Below are 15,860 nucleotides of genomic sequence, written 5' to 3'. Positions count from 1 at the left end.
TAGTGCGCTCACTTGGCTGCAGGCTCGCTCCCACTGGCCGGCAAGACGAAGGACGAACCCACAAGCTGATCGACGATGGCACCGAAGCGTGCGAGGGGACATTCGAGCTGCCTGTCGCATGCCGGCAAACGCAACGGCGTCACGACTTCAGCAGTGGAATGTTCCACGTTGCCGTTGCGTAGGGCGGCAAGCGTCGGCTGGGCGACGAAGAGACGAACTGTGTACTGCCCATCGCGTTCCACCAACTGGTAGATGAGCGCACCCGCGGGAGGGTAATCGTCCGTCTGCGTGGCGTTATGCCAATCGAGTTGCAGCAGGCCGGCCGCGCTGGCGAGATCCGTATCGTGCCCAACCAGGATGATGGAGCGTTGGTGGCGCGATGCCAATGTCGGCAAGTCCGACTTTGCATGCGCTGCCGCACGCAGGGTCGCGGCAATGTGGGCCAGCATATTGCCACCACGCGCGGCGGCTGCATCGGGCACTTTGGCGGAGAAGGCAAAAGCATCGTTGTGCAGCGTGATCATCTGCGCCACGGCACTCGCATCCGCGCGTCCCCAACCCACTTGCGCCGGGGGCATGCCTTGCACGTATTCGAGCATCAGGTTTTCCGACAGCGTGCCGGCTTGCTTGAGCGCCTTGGCTGGTGGTTCAAGCAGCGGCACCTTCTTGCCTTGGGACTTCGCTTGCTCCAGGCACGCACGATCCGTGCAGCCAAGCAGCACGTTTTGCAGCGTTGTCATGGCAGACGAAGAAAAGGCCGGAGATCCATCGTCCGGCGCTTTCTTCTCCTTGCCGATGCCATGGAACAGCGGATCGGTCTGATCCGCTGCGAGTGCGTCATAGCCACTCGCGCAATCCGGAGCGAGTCCATGCATCAACGCCGCAGCGCTGTCGCGGTTGCGCGGCGTGCTGTCCGCCACAACGCGCAGGTTGTCGCACGTGAGCGTCAATCCTTCGGATGTCAGGCGCTGGCGATACCAAACACCCCAGGAGCGCATCAGTGCAACGCCATGCTCGGTGAGCTGGCCGGGTGCGACGTCCCATGCCGGCCATGCTTGCGATGCATAGACAGCAAGTTCCTCCGGCCCTGCGGTAGGTGAGCGGATGCCATGGCGCACCAGCACCACCTCCTGCACGACATGCGCCGCGCCGAAGGTGGCGTGGGCCATGGCAAGACGCGGCCCCGTCATGACGGTAAGACAGAACGCGGCGACAAGTAGCTGACGATGCATGGGAGCTCCTCGTAATCAGAATCGCGCCGCGGTGTACTCCCGCTTCCGCCTCACGCGGTTCTACGCAGAAAACATTTGTTCAACGGTGCGCGCTGCTCGGCGAACAGACGCAACAGACGGCGGTTCCCATGGCGAATGAACAGCCATGGGTATCGCAACCACTGGCCAGTGGCGGAACCTAGCGTGGCCGTGTGACGGTGATATGAAAAGGTGAAGCGAATCAGCGAACGGCCAGCGCCAGCGCAATGCCGATCCACAGCGACAAGCCTACCCAGTTGTTGTGCCGAAACGCCGCCAGGCAGGCATCGCGTTCGCGGTTGCGAATCAGCCATTGCTGCCAGCCGAACAAACCTGCAGCCGCCGCTACGCCCAGCCAGTACGGCCAGCCCAAATGCGCGCGCGTACCAATCATGACCAGGGCAACCGTAAGCGTGCCCATCAGTACACCAATGATCAGTAGATCGGCATCGCCAAACAAAATGGCGGTGGAACGTGCACCGGCTTTGATGTCCTCTTCGCGGTCGACCATCGCGTATTCGGTGTCATAGATCACCGACCATAGGATGTTGGCGATAAACAGCAGCCAGCCAACCGGCGGCACGGTGTTTTGCACAGCCGCGAAAGCCATCGGAATCGACCAGCCGAATGCGGCACCCAGTACCACTTGCGGCAGATCGGTATAGCGTTTGGTGAAGGGGTACAGCGCGGCCAGCGCGGCGCCGATGAAAGAAAGCTTGATCGTCAGCGTATTGGTCAGCAGCACCAGCAAGAAGGCAAAGACCAACAGGCTCGCAAAAACGATCAACGCTTCGCGCGGCGTCACGCGGCCGGAGGCAATCGGCCTGCCTTGCGTGCGGGCTACCTGCGGATCGAGATGGCGGTCGGCGTAGTCATTGATGGCGCAACCGGCTGCGCGCATGGCGAAGACACCCAGCGTAAAGATGAGCAGCGGTTTCCATGGCGGGAAATCCCCGGCTGCCAGCCACAGCGCCCACCAGGTCGGCCATAGCAACAGCAGGGCGCCGATGGGGCGGTCCATGCGGGTGAGCACCAGGAGGTCGTGCGCCTTCTGACGGTGCTGGTCGGGCAGTTTCTGCAGCAGCCAGTCCAGCACGCGTGCGGCACGGGTGGAGCTATCGGCCGGGCGTGCGGGCTGTACGCGCTGAGGGGGAACGGCGGCACGTGCGCGGTGCGGGACGGGTGCGGGAGACGTGCGCCGTGGGCGCTTGCGGGAAGTCGGGGCCATGGCGGCAAGTGTAACGTGCCGTCTTTACCCCGAAGCTATGCTCCACGCCTCGCGTCGGCACGTAGGTTAGGGGCAGCCCAAATCACGACGCTCCGGATGGATGGAAAAACATCCATTTCGCACAGGTAGTAAAGTGTTTGCCCCATGGGGGCAGTCCAGGCATGCGCAGCACAACGGGGGTAAGGTCGTTCATGGGCACATCTATCGGTCATATTGCTCTCATCGTGCGTGATCCCGCACGTACGGCGGAGCTGTTCGCCGGTGTGCTCGGCGCGCAGGTGGTCGCGGATTGTCCGGACGGTGGCGGGCATTCGCAAACGTTTGCAAAGTTCGGAGGCGTATGGTTCCTGCTGAGGCAAGGGGAAGGCCCATCGTGCCGCAATGGTGACCACATTGCGTTTGAAGTCAGCCGTGGCCAGTTGCGGGATTGCGCCGACAAGCTGGCCACCTTCGACGTCGAGCATTTCATGGCGCGCCAGGACACCGCGCTCTATTTCACCGATTACGACAACCACGTGTTCGAGCTGGATGCCGGTGGCACCATGGATGAAGCGCTCAGTGGCTTTCTACGCGCATAGCAGCAGGCGATAGGCGGGATTGTCGCTCTCATCCACATACGGATAACCCAGCGCCGCAAGAAAGTCCTGCAGCAACGCCAGCTCGTTCGCCGGCACCTGGATACCGACCAGAATGCGCCCGTAATCCGCACCGTGATTGCGATAGTGGAACAGACTGATGTTCCAGTCCGGATGCATGCGATCAAGAAACCGCGCCAATGCACCGGGACGTTCCGGGAAATCGAAGCGATAAAGCCGTTCGTCGCGCGCCAATGGCGAGCGGCCACCGATCATGTGGCGCAGATGCAGCTTCGCCAGTTCGTCGTCGGTGAGGTCGAGTACGCCAAAATCGTTGGCGCGGAACGCATCTGCCAGCGCCTCGCGTTCACCGCGCTTGGCCGTCTGTACACCGACGAAGATATGCGCGGCCTGCGCATCGCCGATGCGGTAATTGAATTCAGTGATCGAGTGCTGCCCCAGTGCAGCGCAAAAACGGCGGAAGCTGCCACGCTGTTCGGGAATAGTCACCGCGAACACGGCTTCACGCTGTTCGCCGACTTCCGCGCGTTCGGCCACAAAACGCAGGCGGTCAAAATTCATGTTGGCACCGGAAACGACAGCTACCAATGAACCTTCGCATGCCCCATGCGTGGCGACGTATTGCTTCAAGCCGGCCAGTGCCAGCGCACCGGAAGGCTCGGGAACGCTGCGGGTATCCTGATAGATGTCACGGATCGCGGCGCAAATGGCATCGGTATCCACGCGCAACACGCCGTCGAGGTACTGCTCACACAGGGAAAAGGTCAGCGCGCCCACCTGCTTCACGGCGGTGCCGTCGGCAAACAAACCCACTTCGTCCAGCGACACACGTTGGCCCGCCTCGAGCGCGCGCGCCATCGAATCGGCATCACTAGCTTGTACGCCGACTACCCGCACATCAGGACGGCGCGCCTTGATCACGGCCGCCATGCCGGCTGCCAGACCACCGCCACCGATGGGTACGAATACCGCATGCAACGGTCCCCTGTGCTGATCCAGCAATTCCAACGCGATGGTGGCCTGGCCGGCGATCACATCCAGATCGTCGAACGGATGCACAAACGTGGCGTCGCGCTCTTCGCGCAAGCGTTGCGCTTTGGTTTGTGCGTCGCTGTAGGAGTCGCCATGCAAGACGACTTCCGTATAAGCACCCCCGAAGCGGCGCACCGCATCAACTTTTACTTGCGGCGCAGTGACCGGCATCACGATGGTTGCCTGGATTTTCAGGCGCGATGCGGCCAGCGCCACCCCTTGCGCATGATTCCCGGCAGAAGCGGCGATGACGCCACGCGCGCGTTCCGCGGCATCAAGTTGTGCCATGCGGTTATACGCGCCACGCAGCTTGAACGAGAAAACCGGCTGCTGGTCTTCGCGCTTGAGCAGCACATCTGCGCCCCATCGGGCCGAGAGCAGCGATGCACGTTCCAGCGCCGTGTGTTCTGCCACTTCGTACACGCGCGCCACTTCGGCGCGCCGTAACACGGATGCCGCGGTCGGCGTCGATTCCTTGTCCGCCAGCTGCGCGTTCATACGTGAGTCGCGTGTTGAACCTGCAATACGTCCACCAATTTGCGCGTCTGCTGCAGAATCTGCGTGAGCGCGGCGTTGTCGCCGCGCACGGTGAGGATCAGGTGCGATACCGCCGGATCGGCCGTGGGGGCAACCGTCAGCGTGTCGATGTTGTGTCCGCGTGCGGCAAACAGGCCTGCGACGCGAACCAGGGCGCCGGCTTCGTTTTGCAAAAGAATGGATAGCGTGTGTTGCATGACCTGTTCCTGTGTAGCGGTGTTTTCAGCGTGGGGTGAATTCAGAACGCATCCGAGGCAGCGGCTTCGCCCGTTTGCGCTACCTTGCGCGCAGGAATGAAGTCGCCGGTGATCATTTGCGAGTAATTGGCGCCGGGGCCGACCATCGGATACACGCCGGCATCCGGATCGATCATCACTTCAAGAAACGCCGGTCCTTCGAATGCCAGGAATTCGGCGATGGTGGCGGCCAAGTCTTCACGGCGTTCCAGGCGGCGTGCCCAGCCAAAACCATCGGCCTCGGCGGCGCGCACGAAATCCTTGCGATGCAAGCTCTTGTCGGAAGAGGCGAAGCGCCCTTTGAAGAACAGCTTCTGCCACTGCCGCACCATACCGTCGCCGACGTTGTTCAACACCAGCACCTTCACCGGCAGGCCGTAGGTGGTGACGGTTTCCAGCTCGCCCAGGTTCATGCGGATGCTGGCATCGCCGTCCACGTCGATCACCAGCGCATCGCGCCGTGCGAATTGCGCGCCGACGGCGGCGGGCAGGCCGAAGCCCATGGTGCCCATCGACCCGGAGGTGAGCCAATGCCGTGGATCGCGGAAATCCAGGTATTGCGCCGCCCACATCTGATGCTGGCCCACGCCGGTACTGATGATGGCGCGGCCCTGTGTATGGCGGTTGATTTCCTCCAGCACGGCGTAGGGCTGAATGAATGAGCTGTCGCGGTCGTAATTCATCGCGTGCATGCGCTTCAGCGCAGCGATATGCGCGTGCCAATCGGCCAGCATCGGCTGATGGTCATGCGCCTTGCCGTACTGCATAAGACGCTGTAGCGCGCGATCCAGCGGGCCGACGTGATGCCAGTCGGCCGCCTTCACCTTGTTGATCTCGGCCGGGTCGATGTCGATATGCGCAATGAACTTCGCCCTGGGAGCGAACTGCGAGGGCACACCGGCAACGCGATCATCGAAACGCGCGCCCAGCGCAAACAGAAAATCGCAATCTTCCACCGCGTAATTCGCATACGCCGTACCGTGCATGCCCAGCATGTGCAATGCCAGCGGATGCGTCGTATCGACACTACCGATACCCATCAAGGTGGTGGTGACGGGCAGCTCGAAGCTTTCGGCAAAGTCGCGCAACAGCGTGGATGCACCGCTGGCGATGACGCCGCCGCCGGCGTAGATCAGCGGGCGTTTTGCCTGCAGCAGCGCCTGGAAGAACGCAGCGCAGTCGGCGTCGCTGAGCGTGGCCTGTTCGATGGCACGCAGGCGTGCACGATAGCCGGGTAGCGGTAACTCTTCCTTGCCGTCAAACACGACCATGGCGTTCTGCACGTCCTTGGGCACGTCCACCACGACCGGACCGGGCCGCCCGCTGCGCGCGATGGTGAATGCCGTGCGCAAGGTGGCTTCCAGTTTCTCCGCTTCGGTCACCAGGAACACATGCTTGGCACAGGAACTCATGATGTTGCTGATGGGTGCTTCCTGAAAGGCATCGCTGCCGATGGCTTGCGTCGCTACCTGGCCGCAGATCACCACCATCGGGATCGAATCGGCGGTGGAATCGCGCACCGGTGTCACCATGTTGGTGGCGCCCGGACCGGACGTGACGATGGCCACGCCAACCTTGCCAGATGCACGTGCAAAGCCTGCCGCCATGAAACCGGCGCCTTGCTCGTTGGCCGGCACGATCAACGGCATCGGTTCGCTGCCATCAGGCCGCAAGTGCTCTGCGTTATGCCGGAACACCGCGTCGTAGACGGGCAAAATAGCACCACCGGAATAGCCAAAAAGTACCGCTACACCTTCATCCGCCAGCACTTGTACGACGACGTCCGCACCGCTCATGGCAGTACCTGCCAGCGGATGGTGCGCGATGGCCTGTTCGGCCTCGGCGACGGGTGTTGGTTTCAGCAATGGCATGTTCACGTCGATCCTTGGTGATATTTGAAGCGTGTGGTGCGGTGGTAAGCGAAAGGGTCTTCAGGAGATGGGCCGATCAAACGCCGACGGGCACGCCGTACATCTCCACGATGCGTTCGTCCTGCGCCTTGGCGGAAAAGAGTTCCCACTCGATGCCATTCACGTCCGGTGTGCTGGTGAAGCCTTCCGCGCCGTCGTCCTCGAAGCCGATGTGTCGCAACTGGCCGGCACGTTCGGCGTTTTGATTGATCGAGAAATTCAGCAGATCGGTGCGCCACATGGCGTACTTGCCCTCGACCACGACAGTCGGTTGCTGGCCGAGGCGCACGCTGTAGTCGGCGATGGACGTGCCGAGGTCACGCACTGCAAGAGCGATGTGGAAACGTTTCATGGATACCTTCCTGTAAGGAACCATGCGGCGCTCACTGGCCGGAGCAGGGGGAGAGGAGTGAGCGCCGCATGGTGTTTAACCGACCTTCTTCAGTGCCGGCTGAGCCTTGGCACCGGTCTGCAGCCAAGCCATGCGCGCGCGCAACTTGGCGCCGACCTGCTCGATCGGGTGATCAAGATCGGCCTGCTTCCACTTCTTGTAGTTCGGCAGGCCGGCCTGGTATTCGGCAACCCAATTGCGCGTGAAGGTGCCATCCTGGATGTCCTTCAGCACCGCCTTCATGCGCTCCTTGGTGCCGGCATCGATCACGCGCGGGCCGCTGACGTAGTCACCGTACTGCGCGGTTTCGGAGACGAACTCCAGCATCTTGGTGATGCCGCCCTCGTAGAACAGGTCAACGATCAGCTTCAGTTCGTGCAGCACTTCGTAATAAGCGATCTCGGGCTGATAGCCGGCTTCCACCAGCGTTTCGAAGCCCTTCATCACCAGCTCGCTGGCGCCGCCGCACAGCACTGCCTGTTCGCCGAACAGATCCGTTTCGGTCTCTTCCTTGAAATCGGTCTTGATCAGCATCGCGCGCGCGCCGCCCAGGCCTGCGGCGTAGGCAGTGGCCTTTTCTTCGGCGTGTCCGCTCACGTCCTGGTGCACGGCGTAGATGCAGGGTACGCCGCGGCCGCGTTCGTATTCAGTGCGCACCAGGGCGCCCGGGCCCTTCGGCGCGACCAGCACCACATCGATGTCGGTGCGCGGTTCGATCAGTTTGAAGTGCACGTTCAAGCCATGCGCGAACAGCAAGGCTGCGCCGGACTTGATGTTGGGCTCGATCGATTCCTTGTACAGCGTGGGCTGCACCATGTCCGGCGTCAGCACGGCGACCAGGTCGGCATCGCGCACGGCTTCGCCCGGCTCGACTACGTGGAAACCGTCAGCAACGGCCTTGTGCCAGGTGGGACCGTTCGGGCGCAGGCCGACGACGACATCCAGGCCGGAGTCTTTCAGATTGAGCGCGTGGGCGCGGCCCTGGCTGCCGTAGCCAAGGACGGCGATGCGCGCCTTGGCGAGCGTTTCGGTGGTGGCGGTGGTGCTCATGCGGTGACTCCTGCGTCGGTATGGGATGGCGTGGATGATTGGGTTGTGCGTGTGGAAGGGTGCGTGGTGGCGCCCTCGGAGGCGGAGCCCACCAGCTGTGCGTATTTGGCGAGTGCGCCGCGCGTGACTTTCGGTGCCGGTGGCTGCCAGCCGGCGCGGCGTGTCGCGAGATCGGCGTCGGTGGAAATCGTGCGCGACTGTGCGTCGATCACGATGCGGTCGCCTTCGTGCAGCAAGGCGATCGGTCCGCCGCGCGCCGCTTCCGGTGCGATATGGCCGACCATGAAGCCGTGCGTGGCGCCGGAGAAACGGCCGTCGGTGATCAGCGCGACGTCATCACCCATGCCGCGGCCGATCAGTGCAGCGGTGACGCCCAGCATTTCGCGCATGCCGGGGCCACCGGCGGGGCCTTCGTTGCGGATCACCACCACGTCGCCCTTTTCCAGCTTGCCGGCTTGCACGGCGGCGAAAGCTTGTTCTTCGCTTTCGAACACACGTGCGCGTCCTTCGAAATGCGTGGCACCTTTGCCGGCAAGTTTCAGAATGCAGCCTTCCGGTGCGAGATTGCCGTAGAGAATCGAATAGCCGCCGCGTGGTTTCAGCGGCTGGCTGACCGGATGCACCACGTCTTGCTGCGCAGCACGCGGTGCGGCAGCACATTCTTCGAACAGGCTGCGGCCGGTGACGGTGGGAATGTCTTCCAGCATGTTCGATGCGATCAATTCTTGCGCGACGCGTGCGCTGCCGCCCGCGCCGAACAGTTCCACGGCGGTGTAGCGACCGCCCGGCAACAGATCGGCGATCACCGGCGTGTGCACGGAAGCCGGTTCGAAATCCTCGATCGTCCACGGCACATTCGCTTCGCGCGCGATCGCCAACATGTGCAATACGGCGTTGGTCGAACCTGCGGTCGCGGCGACCATGCGCGCCGCATTGCGGAACGCTGTCTGGCTCAGGATATCCAACGGTTTGCGCTGCTCACGCAGGCAATCCATCACCAGCTCGCCGCAGCGATACGCCGCATGCGCTTTCGCCGGATGCGTGGCGGGAATGTCGTTGAAGCCCATCGGCGACAGGCCCAGCGTTTGCAGCACCATCGCCATGGTGTTGGCGGTGAACTGGCCGCCGCAGGCGCCGGCACCCGGGCAGGCATCCTTTTCCACCGCGGTCAGCTCGGCATCGTCGATCTTGCCGGCGCCATGTGCGCCGACGGCTTCGAACACCTGCTGGATGGTGATCGGGTGATTGTTGTGATTGCCGTGCGCAATGCTGCCGCCATACAGCGCGACAGCAGGAATATTCAAACGCGCCATCGCCATCGCGGCAGCGGGAATGGTCTTGTCGCAACCGCACAGCACCACCATCGCGTCGAGGCAGTGGCCGTCCACGGCCAGCTCGATGGAATCGGTGATCACCTCGCGGCTGATCAGCGAGGCGCGCATGCCGGGCGTGCCCATGGCAATGCCGTCGGTGACGGCAATGGTGTTGAACTCGATCGGCGTGCCGCCCGCCGCGCGGATGCCTGCGGAAACGTGTTCCGCCAATTCGCGCAGATTGAGGTTGCACGGGCTCACGTTGGACCAGGTATGCACCACGGCCACCAGCGGCTTGGTGATATCGCCATCCTGCAGGCCGGTGGCGCGCAGCATGGCGCGCGCCGGGGCGCGGTCGGGGCCGGTTTTGATCAGATCGCTACGCATCATGCCCTCGCTCAACCGCACGCACGCAGGCCGCACAGAAAGGCGGGCGTGGCAACGTCATCAAGCGCTGCGATCACGGCATCGCGGATCTCTGCGGTACCGCTCTTGCCACCGATGTCTCGGCTGTGCGGACCGTTGCTCAGCACGTGATTCACCGCCGCTTCGATGGTGGTCGCTTCGATCTCCAGGCCCAGCGAGTGGCGAAGCAGCAGTGCGGCGGACAGGATCGCACCGACCGGATTGGCAACGCCCTGGCCGGCGATATCGGGTGCCGAGCCATGAATCGGTTCGTACAAACCGACCTTGCCTTCGCCCAACGACGCGGACGGCAGCAGGCCCAGCGAGCCGGCCAGCGCGGCGGCTTCGTCGGTGAGAATGTCGCCGAACAGGTTTTCGGTGACGATCACGTCGTAGCGCGAGGGCTGTGTCAGCAGCAGCATCGCCATCGAGTCGACCAGTTGGTGCTCCAGCTTCACATCCGGATATTCGGCAGCGATACGCGTCACCGTGCTGCGCCACAGGCGCGAGGTTTCCAGCACGTTGGCCTTGTCGACGGAAGTGACATGCTGACGGCGTTCGCGCGCGAGTTCGAACGCGCGGCGCGTCACCCGCTCGACTTCGGCGACGGTGTATTTGCACTCGTCGGTGGCGGTATCGGTGGTGCGCGTCTTCGCACCGAAGTACGCGCCGCCAGTCAGTTCGCGCACGAACAGCACGTCGACGTTCTTCAGCTTTTCGTTCTTCAGCGGGGATAGCGAGGCCAGCGCCGGATGTACTTGTAGCGGACGCAGGTTGGCGAACACGCCTAGCGCGGCACGAATGGCGAGCAAGCCTTGCTCGGGACGTACTTTCGCCTGCGGATCGGACCACTTCGGCCCACCCACCGCGCCAAGCAGCACGGCGTCCGCCTTCTTGCAGGCTTCCAGCGTGGCAGCCGGCAGTGGTTCGCCGGTGGCGTCGATGGCGCAACCGCCGATCAGATGCGATTCGAATTCAAAGGTGTGGCCGGCGCGTTCGGCGACGGCTTCCAGTACGGCAACGGCCGCGTCGAGAACTTCCGGACCTACGCCGTCGCCGGGCAGGGTAACGATGCGCGCCTTCATGCCGCCTTCTCCTGTTGATGTTCGTAGTGAGTGATTGCGTCGTTGTGTTGGAGCAGGAAACCGAGCTGATCGACGCCGTTGAGCAGGCAATGCCGCGCGAACGGTTCGAGCTGAAAGCGGATGCGTCCGCCATCCGGCAGTTCGATCGCCTGTTCGCGCACATCGATGGAAAGCTCGACGCCGGGGTTTTTCAGCAGCCAGCGGTGCTCGGCTTCGTCCAGCACGATGGCCAGCAGGCCGTTCTTCAGCGCGTTGCCGCGGAAGATGTCGGCGATCTCGCTGCACAACACGGCCTGGATGCTGTAATCCAACAATGCCCACGGTGCGTGTTCGCGCGAGGAGCCACAGCCGAAGTTGCGGCCGGCAACAAGGATCGAGCAGCCCTTTGCTTCCGGCTTGTTGAGCGGGAAATCCGGGTTGTCGCTGCCATCCTGGCGATAGCGCCAGTCGTTGAAGCAGAACTTGCCGAGGCCAGCACGCTCGGTGGTGGTCAGGAAGCGTGCGGGGATGATGCGGTCGGTGTCGATGTTTTCGTCCAACAGCACGGCGGTGCGCGAGTGGATGCGGGTTACCGGCTTCATGCAGCCACCTCCGTCAGATATTCGCGTGGGTCGGCGATCGCGCCGGCAATCGCCGACGCGGCGGCGGTAGCGGGGCTGGCCAGCACGGTGCGTGCCCCTTTGCCCTGGCGACCTTCGAAGTTGCGGTTTGACGTGCTCACCACCAGCTGACCCGGCTGCGCCAGATCGCCGTTCATGGCGATGCACATCGAGCATCCGGGAATGCGCCATTCCGCACCGGCAGCCAGGAACACTTCGTGCAGGCCTTCCTTCTCCGCGTCGCGACGCACGGCTTCGGAGCCTGGAACGACCAGCACACGTACGCCCTTGGCAACGTTGCGGCCGCGCATGACATTGGCGGCTTCGCGCAGATCCGACAGGCGCGAGTTGGTGCAGCTGCCGATGAACACCACGTCCACGGCGGTGCCCTGCATCGGCTGGTTGGCCTTCGCCTGCATGTAATCCAGCGCGCGTTGCTCGACGGCATTGCGCGCAGCGGGCACGGGCTTGTCCATGGCGATCGCCATGCCCGGATGCGTGCCGTAGGTGACGGTGGGACGGATCTGGCTGGCGTCGAAGCGCACTTCGCGGTCGTACTTGGCGCCTTCGTCGCTGCGCAGCCCGCGCCAACGCTGCACCGTGGCATCCCATGCGGCACCTTGCGGCGCACGCGGCCGACCTTTCAGCCACGCAAACGTGGTTTCGTCCGGTGCGATCAAACCGGCACGCGCACCGGCTTCGATCGACATGTTGCACACCGTCATGCGCTCTTCCATCGACAGCGCTTCGATCGCTTCGCCACGGTACTCGAGCACGTAGCCGGTGCCGCCGTCGACGCCGATCTCGCCGATGATGTGCAGGATCAGATCCTTCGCGCCGACACCGCGCGGCAGCTTGCCGTCGACGTGGATGGCGAAGGTTTTCGGCTTGCGCTGCAGCAGGCACTGCGTGGCCATGACGTGGCCGACTTCGGTGGTGCCGATACCGAACGCCAGCGCGCCAAACGCGCCGTGGGTGGAAGTGTGGCTGTCGCCGCAGACGATGGTCATGCCCGGCTGCGTGGCGCCCAATTCGGGGCCGATCACGTGCACGATGCCGCGGTCGCTGCTGTCCCAGCCATACAGCTGCACACCAAATTCGCGGCAATTCGCTTCCAGCTGTGCGACCTGCGCTTTGGCTTCGGCATTCGCATACGGGCGTTCGCCATTCGGCGCAGCCGGCAACGTGGGCGTGGAGTGATCCAGCGTCGCCAGCGTGCGATCCGGACGGCGGAGTTGCAAACCGCGCGAGCGCAGTTCGCTGAAAGCCTGCGGCGAGGTGACCTCATGCACGAGATGCAGGTCGATGTACAAAACTGCCGGCGTATCGGCGCTTTCGGGCGCTACGACGTGAGCGTCCCAGATCTTCTCGAATAACGTGCGGGCGCTCATGCCGCCTCCTTTGCGGTAGTGGTTTCAACGTGGGTCAGCCAGCCGTAGCGGTCTTGCGTGCGACCGTCGAACAGGCCGAAGAAGGCATCGCGTAGCGTGCGCGTGATCGGGCCGGGCGTGCCGTTGCCGACCGCTTTGCGATCCACCGAACGCACCGGCGTGATCTCGGCGGCGGTGCCGGTCATGAATACTTCGTCGGCGCTATACAGTGCTTCGCGCGGCAGGTCGCGTTCTTCGACGACGTAGCCCATGTCGTTGGCGAGCGTGATCACCGAGTCGCGCGTGATGCCGGCCAGGATGCCGGCGCTCGACGGTGGCGTGAGCAGCTTGCCGCGCTTGATCAGAAAGAGGTTTTCACCGGCACCTTCGCTCAGTAGGCCGTTGTAGCCCAGTGCAATGCCTTCGTCGAAACCGCCGCGGCGCGCTTCCATGCCGATCAGCTGGCTGCTCAGGTAATTGCCACCCGCCTTCGCCCAGCTCGGGAAGGTGTTCGGTGCAGGGCGATTCCACGAGGACACGCATACATCTGCGCCACGCTCGGCAGCTTCGCCCAGATAGGCACCCCATTCCAAAGCCATGATCGCGACGTCGACGGGCGCGCCGTCCCTGGGGAGAACGCCGAGCCCGCCGGCGCCGCGAAAGACAATCGGTCGTACGTAAGCGGATGCCATCCGATTGGCGCGTATGACTTCCAGACAAGCTTCGTTGATCTGTTCTTCGCTGTAGCCGATCTCGATCTCGTACACGCGTGCCGATTCGAACAGGCGGCGCGTGTGCTCAGCGAGGCGGAAATAGGCAGGCCCTTCCGGTGTTGCATACACGCGCTCGCCTTCGAATACGGACGAGCCGTAGTGCAGGGCGTGCGTGCTGACATGAACGGTGGCGTCGGCCCAGGGCTTGATGCGGCCGTTGTGCCAGAGGAATGCAGTGCTCATGCGGAAGTCTCCTGTTGCACGCGTCCATGCGCGCGACGATCAGGATGCAGCCCTCCATGGCTGCGTTCTGCCGTAAAGGAATGTTGTGGGTGTTGCTTGGGAACCTGGCGCTCGATGCGATTGATGATGGCGAGCGCAGCGTGCGCGGTGGCCTCGATGATGTCGGTGCTGACGCTGCTGCCGTTCCATTCGCGCTGGGCATGGCGCGCGGTGAGCTGCGCCTGGCCTTGGGCATCGCCGCCTTCGCTGATGGCACGCACGTGGAAACCGGTGAGTTCCATGTCGGTGCCGGTGGCGCGTTCGATCGCGCGCAGTACCGCGTCGACCGGGCCATCGCCGATGGCGGCTTCGCCGACCTCGCGGCCGTCATCGTGACGCAGCTTCACCGCTGCCGTGGCATTGCTGCCCAGGTGCGAGCTGGTGTTGAGGTGGGTGAGGTGCCAGGGACCCGTGGCGTCCGGGTCTTGTCCCAGGGCCAGCGCTTCCAGATCCTCGTCGCGAATGTCGCGTTTGCGGTCGGCCAGCGCCTTGAACCGTTTGAACACGCTGTCCATGGCTTCGTCATCCAGCTTGTGCCCCAACGCTTCCAGGCGCTGGCGCAGTGCATGCCGGCCCGAATGCTTGCCCAGCACCAACGTGGTCTCGGCAATGCCGACATCCTCAGGCCGCATGATTTCGTAGGTGTTGCGATGTTTGAGCATGCCGTGCTGATGGATGCCTGACTCGTGCGCGAAGGCGTTGTCGCCCACCACGGCCTTGTTGCGCTGTACCGCCTGGCCGGTGACCTGGCTCAGCAAGCGCGAGGTGGGATACAGCTTGTGCGTGTCGATGTTGGTGCGCAGACCGAAGCGTGGTGCACGCACTTTCAGTGCCATCACGATTTCTTCCAGCGCAGCATTGCCGGCACGTTCGCCAATGCCGTTGATGGTGCATTCCACCTGGCGCGCACCGCCGCTGACGGCGGCCAGGCTGTTGGCGACAGCCATGCCCAAGTCATCGTGGCAATGGGAGGAAAACACCGCCTTGTGCGCATCGCGCACGTGTTGGCGCAGGTAGGTGAACAGCTCGTAGATCTCGGAGGGCGTGGTATAGCCCACGGTGTCCGGAACGTTGACGGTGGTGGCGCCGGCGGCAATGGCGGCGCTGAAGACTTCGACCAGGAATTCCGGCTCGGTACGCAGTGCGTCTTCGGCGGAGAACTCGACATCTGCGCAGTATTTGCGTGCGTGCAGGATGGAGGCGACGGCAGTGTCCAGTACTTGCTGCTTGCTCATGCCCAGCTTGTGCTCGCGATGCAACGGACTGGTGGAGAGAAACAGATGAATACGCGATCGGTGCGCACGTTCCAGTGCGCGTGCGGAGGTGTCGATATCGCCGGTTTGACATCGCGCCAAGGCACACACGGTGGTGTTGCGCAAACTTCGCGCGATTTCCTCGACGGCGGCGAAATCATCCGGCGAGGCTTGTGGAAAACCGGCTTCCAGGACGTCCACACCGAGCGATTCCAGCGCTTGTGCCATGCACAATTTTGCGCGCCTATCCATGGAAAATCCGGGGGCTTGTTCGCCGTCGCGCAAGGTCGTGTCGAAAATGCGTACGCGATCTTCGGCGCTTTCCGTACTTTCTCCGGGGTCATTCGGTTGTGCTGTTGCAGAGGTCATGGCCTGGCTCCGTTTAGGTGATGACGAGGGCGATAAAAAACCCCGCATCCTGGTGGGTGCGGGGTTCTTTGGGGTATCTAGGTTAGTTTTGCTTTACCTTGACACGCGCCCTCAGCCCGCACCTCCGTTGGTAATGAGGAGTACGAGTACAAGGGAAATAAGAAGGAGGCCGGTAAGCGGCAGCATGTCGATCAACGTCGGTGGACGGATCGCAGCGATGTATTCGCGGTGGCTGTTGCGT

14 protein-coding genes are annotated in these 15,860 nt (G+C 63.2%); 1 reads left to right on the top strand and 13 read right to left on the bottom strand.

Features of this window, described 5'->3' with window-relative positions; all coding sequences use genetic code 11:
- Positions 1-8 precede the first annotated feature (8 nt).
- Both IEX75_RS21795 and ubiA read right to left on the bottom strand, forming a co-directional pair.
- The gene (locus IEX75_RS21795) at positions 9-1,232 is read right to left on the bottom strand and encodes a histidine-type phosphatase (protein ID WP_188797719.1); all 1,224 of its coding nucleotides are present in this window, start codon (positions 1,230-1,232) and stop codon (positions 9-11) included.
- Between the two features lie 220 nt (positions 1,233-1,452).
- Positions 1,453-2,346: a 4-hydroxybenzoate octaprenyltransferase gene (gene ubiA / locus IEX75_RS21790; RefSeq protein ID WP_229721021.1), complete on the bottom strand. Its 894-nt coding sequence runs from the start codon at positions 2,344-2,346 to the stop codon at positions 1,453-1,455.
- Between the two features lie 323 nt (positions 2,347-2,669).
- On the opposite strand from ubiA, the gene IEX75_RS21785 reads away from it, so the two are divergent.
- A complete protein-coding gene (locus tag IEX75_RS21785) occupies positions 2,670-3,056 on the top strand; it encodes a VOC family protein (protein ID WP_188797717.1) in 387 nt (128 codons plus the stop codon).
- Here IEX75_RS21785 and ilvA read toward each other — a convergent pair.
- The 11 genes from ilvA to IEX75_RS21730 all read right to left on the bottom strand — a co-directional run bounded on the left by ilvA (position 3,045) and on the right by IEX75_RS21730 (position 15,619).
- Complete coding sequence (gene ilvA / locus IEX75_RS21780; protein WP_188797716.1) at positions 3,045-4,604, bottom strand: threonine ammonia-lyase, biosynthetic; 1,560 nt, start codon at positions 4,602-4,604, stop codon at positions 3,045-3,047. The genes IEX75_RS21785 and ilvA overlap by 12 nt on opposite strands.
- Complete coding sequence (ilvN, locus tag IEX75_RS21775) at positions 4,601-4,840, bottom strand: acetolactate synthase small subunit (RefSeq protein ID WP_188797715.1); 240 nt, start codon at positions 4,838-4,840, stop codon at positions 4,601-4,603. The genes ilvA and ilvN overlap by 4 nt, the downstream gene beginning before the upstream one ends.
- 41 nt (positions 4,841-4,881) lie before the next feature.
- On the bottom strand, positions 4,882-6,750 hold the full coding sequence (gene ilvB / locus IEX75_RS21770; RefSeq protein ID WP_188797714.1) for a biosynthetic-type acetolactate synthase large subunit: 1,869 nt from the start codon (positions 6,748-6,750) through the stop codon (positions 4,882-4,884).
- Between the two features lie 76 nt (positions 6,751-6,826).
- Entirely contained in the window at positions 6,827-7,141 is a 315-nt protein-coding gene (locus IEX75_RS21765; RefSeq protein WP_188797713.1) for a VOC family protein, read from the bottom strand.
- Positions 7,142-7,216: 75 nt separating this feature from the next.
- Positions 7,217-8,230 (bottom strand): ketol-acid reductoisomerase, encoded by a 1,014-nt coding sequence (gene ilvC / locus IEX75_RS21760; protein ID WP_188797711.1) that lies wholly within the window; start codon positions 8,228-8,230, stop codon positions 7,217-7,219.
- A complete protein-coding gene (ilvD, locus tag IEX75_RS21755; RefSeq protein ID WP_188797793.1) occupies positions 8,227-9,930 on the bottom strand; it encodes a dihydroxy-acid dehydratase in 1,704 nt (567 codons plus the stop codon). The genes ilvC and ilvD overlap by 4 nt, the downstream gene beginning before the upstream one ends.
- A gap of 11 nt (positions 9,931-9,941) precedes the next feature.
- The gene (gene leuB, locus IEX75_RS21750) at positions 9,942-11,033 is read right to left on the bottom strand and encodes a 3-isopropylmalate dehydrogenase (protein WP_188797709.1); all 1,092 of its coding nucleotides are present in this window, start codon (positions 11,031-11,033) and stop codon (positions 9,942-9,944) included.
- Positions 11,030-11,614: a 3-isopropylmalate dehydratase small subunit gene (gene leuD, locus IEX75_RS21745; RefSeq protein ID WP_188797707.1), complete on the bottom strand. Its 585-nt coding sequence runs from the start codon at positions 11,612-11,614 to the stop codon at positions 11,030-11,032. Before leuD ends, leuB begins: the two co-directional genes overlap by 4 nt.
- A complete protein-coding gene (leuC, locus tag IEX75_RS21740; protein ID WP_188797705.1) occupies positions 11,611-13,023 on the bottom strand; it encodes a 3-isopropylmalate dehydratase large subunit in 1,413 nt (470 codons plus the stop codon). Before leuC ends, leuD begins: the two co-directional genes overlap by 4 nt.
- Entirely contained in the window at positions 13,020-13,958 is a 939-nt protein-coding gene (locus tag IEX75_RS21735) for a branched-chain amino acid transaminase (protein ID WP_188797703.1), read from the bottom strand. Before IEX75_RS21735 ends, leuC begins: the two co-directional genes overlap by 4 nt.
- Positions 13,955-15,619: a 2-isopropylmalate synthase gene (locus tag IEX75_RS21730; protein WP_188797701.1), complete on the bottom strand. Its 1,665-nt coding sequence runs from the start codon at positions 15,617-15,619 to the stop codon at positions 13,955-13,957. The genes IEX75_RS21735 and IEX75_RS21730 overlap by 4 nt, the downstream gene beginning before the upstream one ends.
- Between the last annotated feature and the right edge of the window lie 241 nt (positions 15,620-15,860).

This window comes from Dyella nitratireducens (assembly GCF_014642835.1).
Taxonomy (GTDB): domain Bacteria; phylum Pseudomonadota; class Gammaproteobacteria; order Xanthomonadales; family Rhodanobacteraceae; genus Dyella_B; species Dyella_B nitratireducens.
The sequence above is the reverse complement of the archived record's forward strand: the minus strand, read 5'-3'. Positions and strand labels throughout refer to the sequence as shown.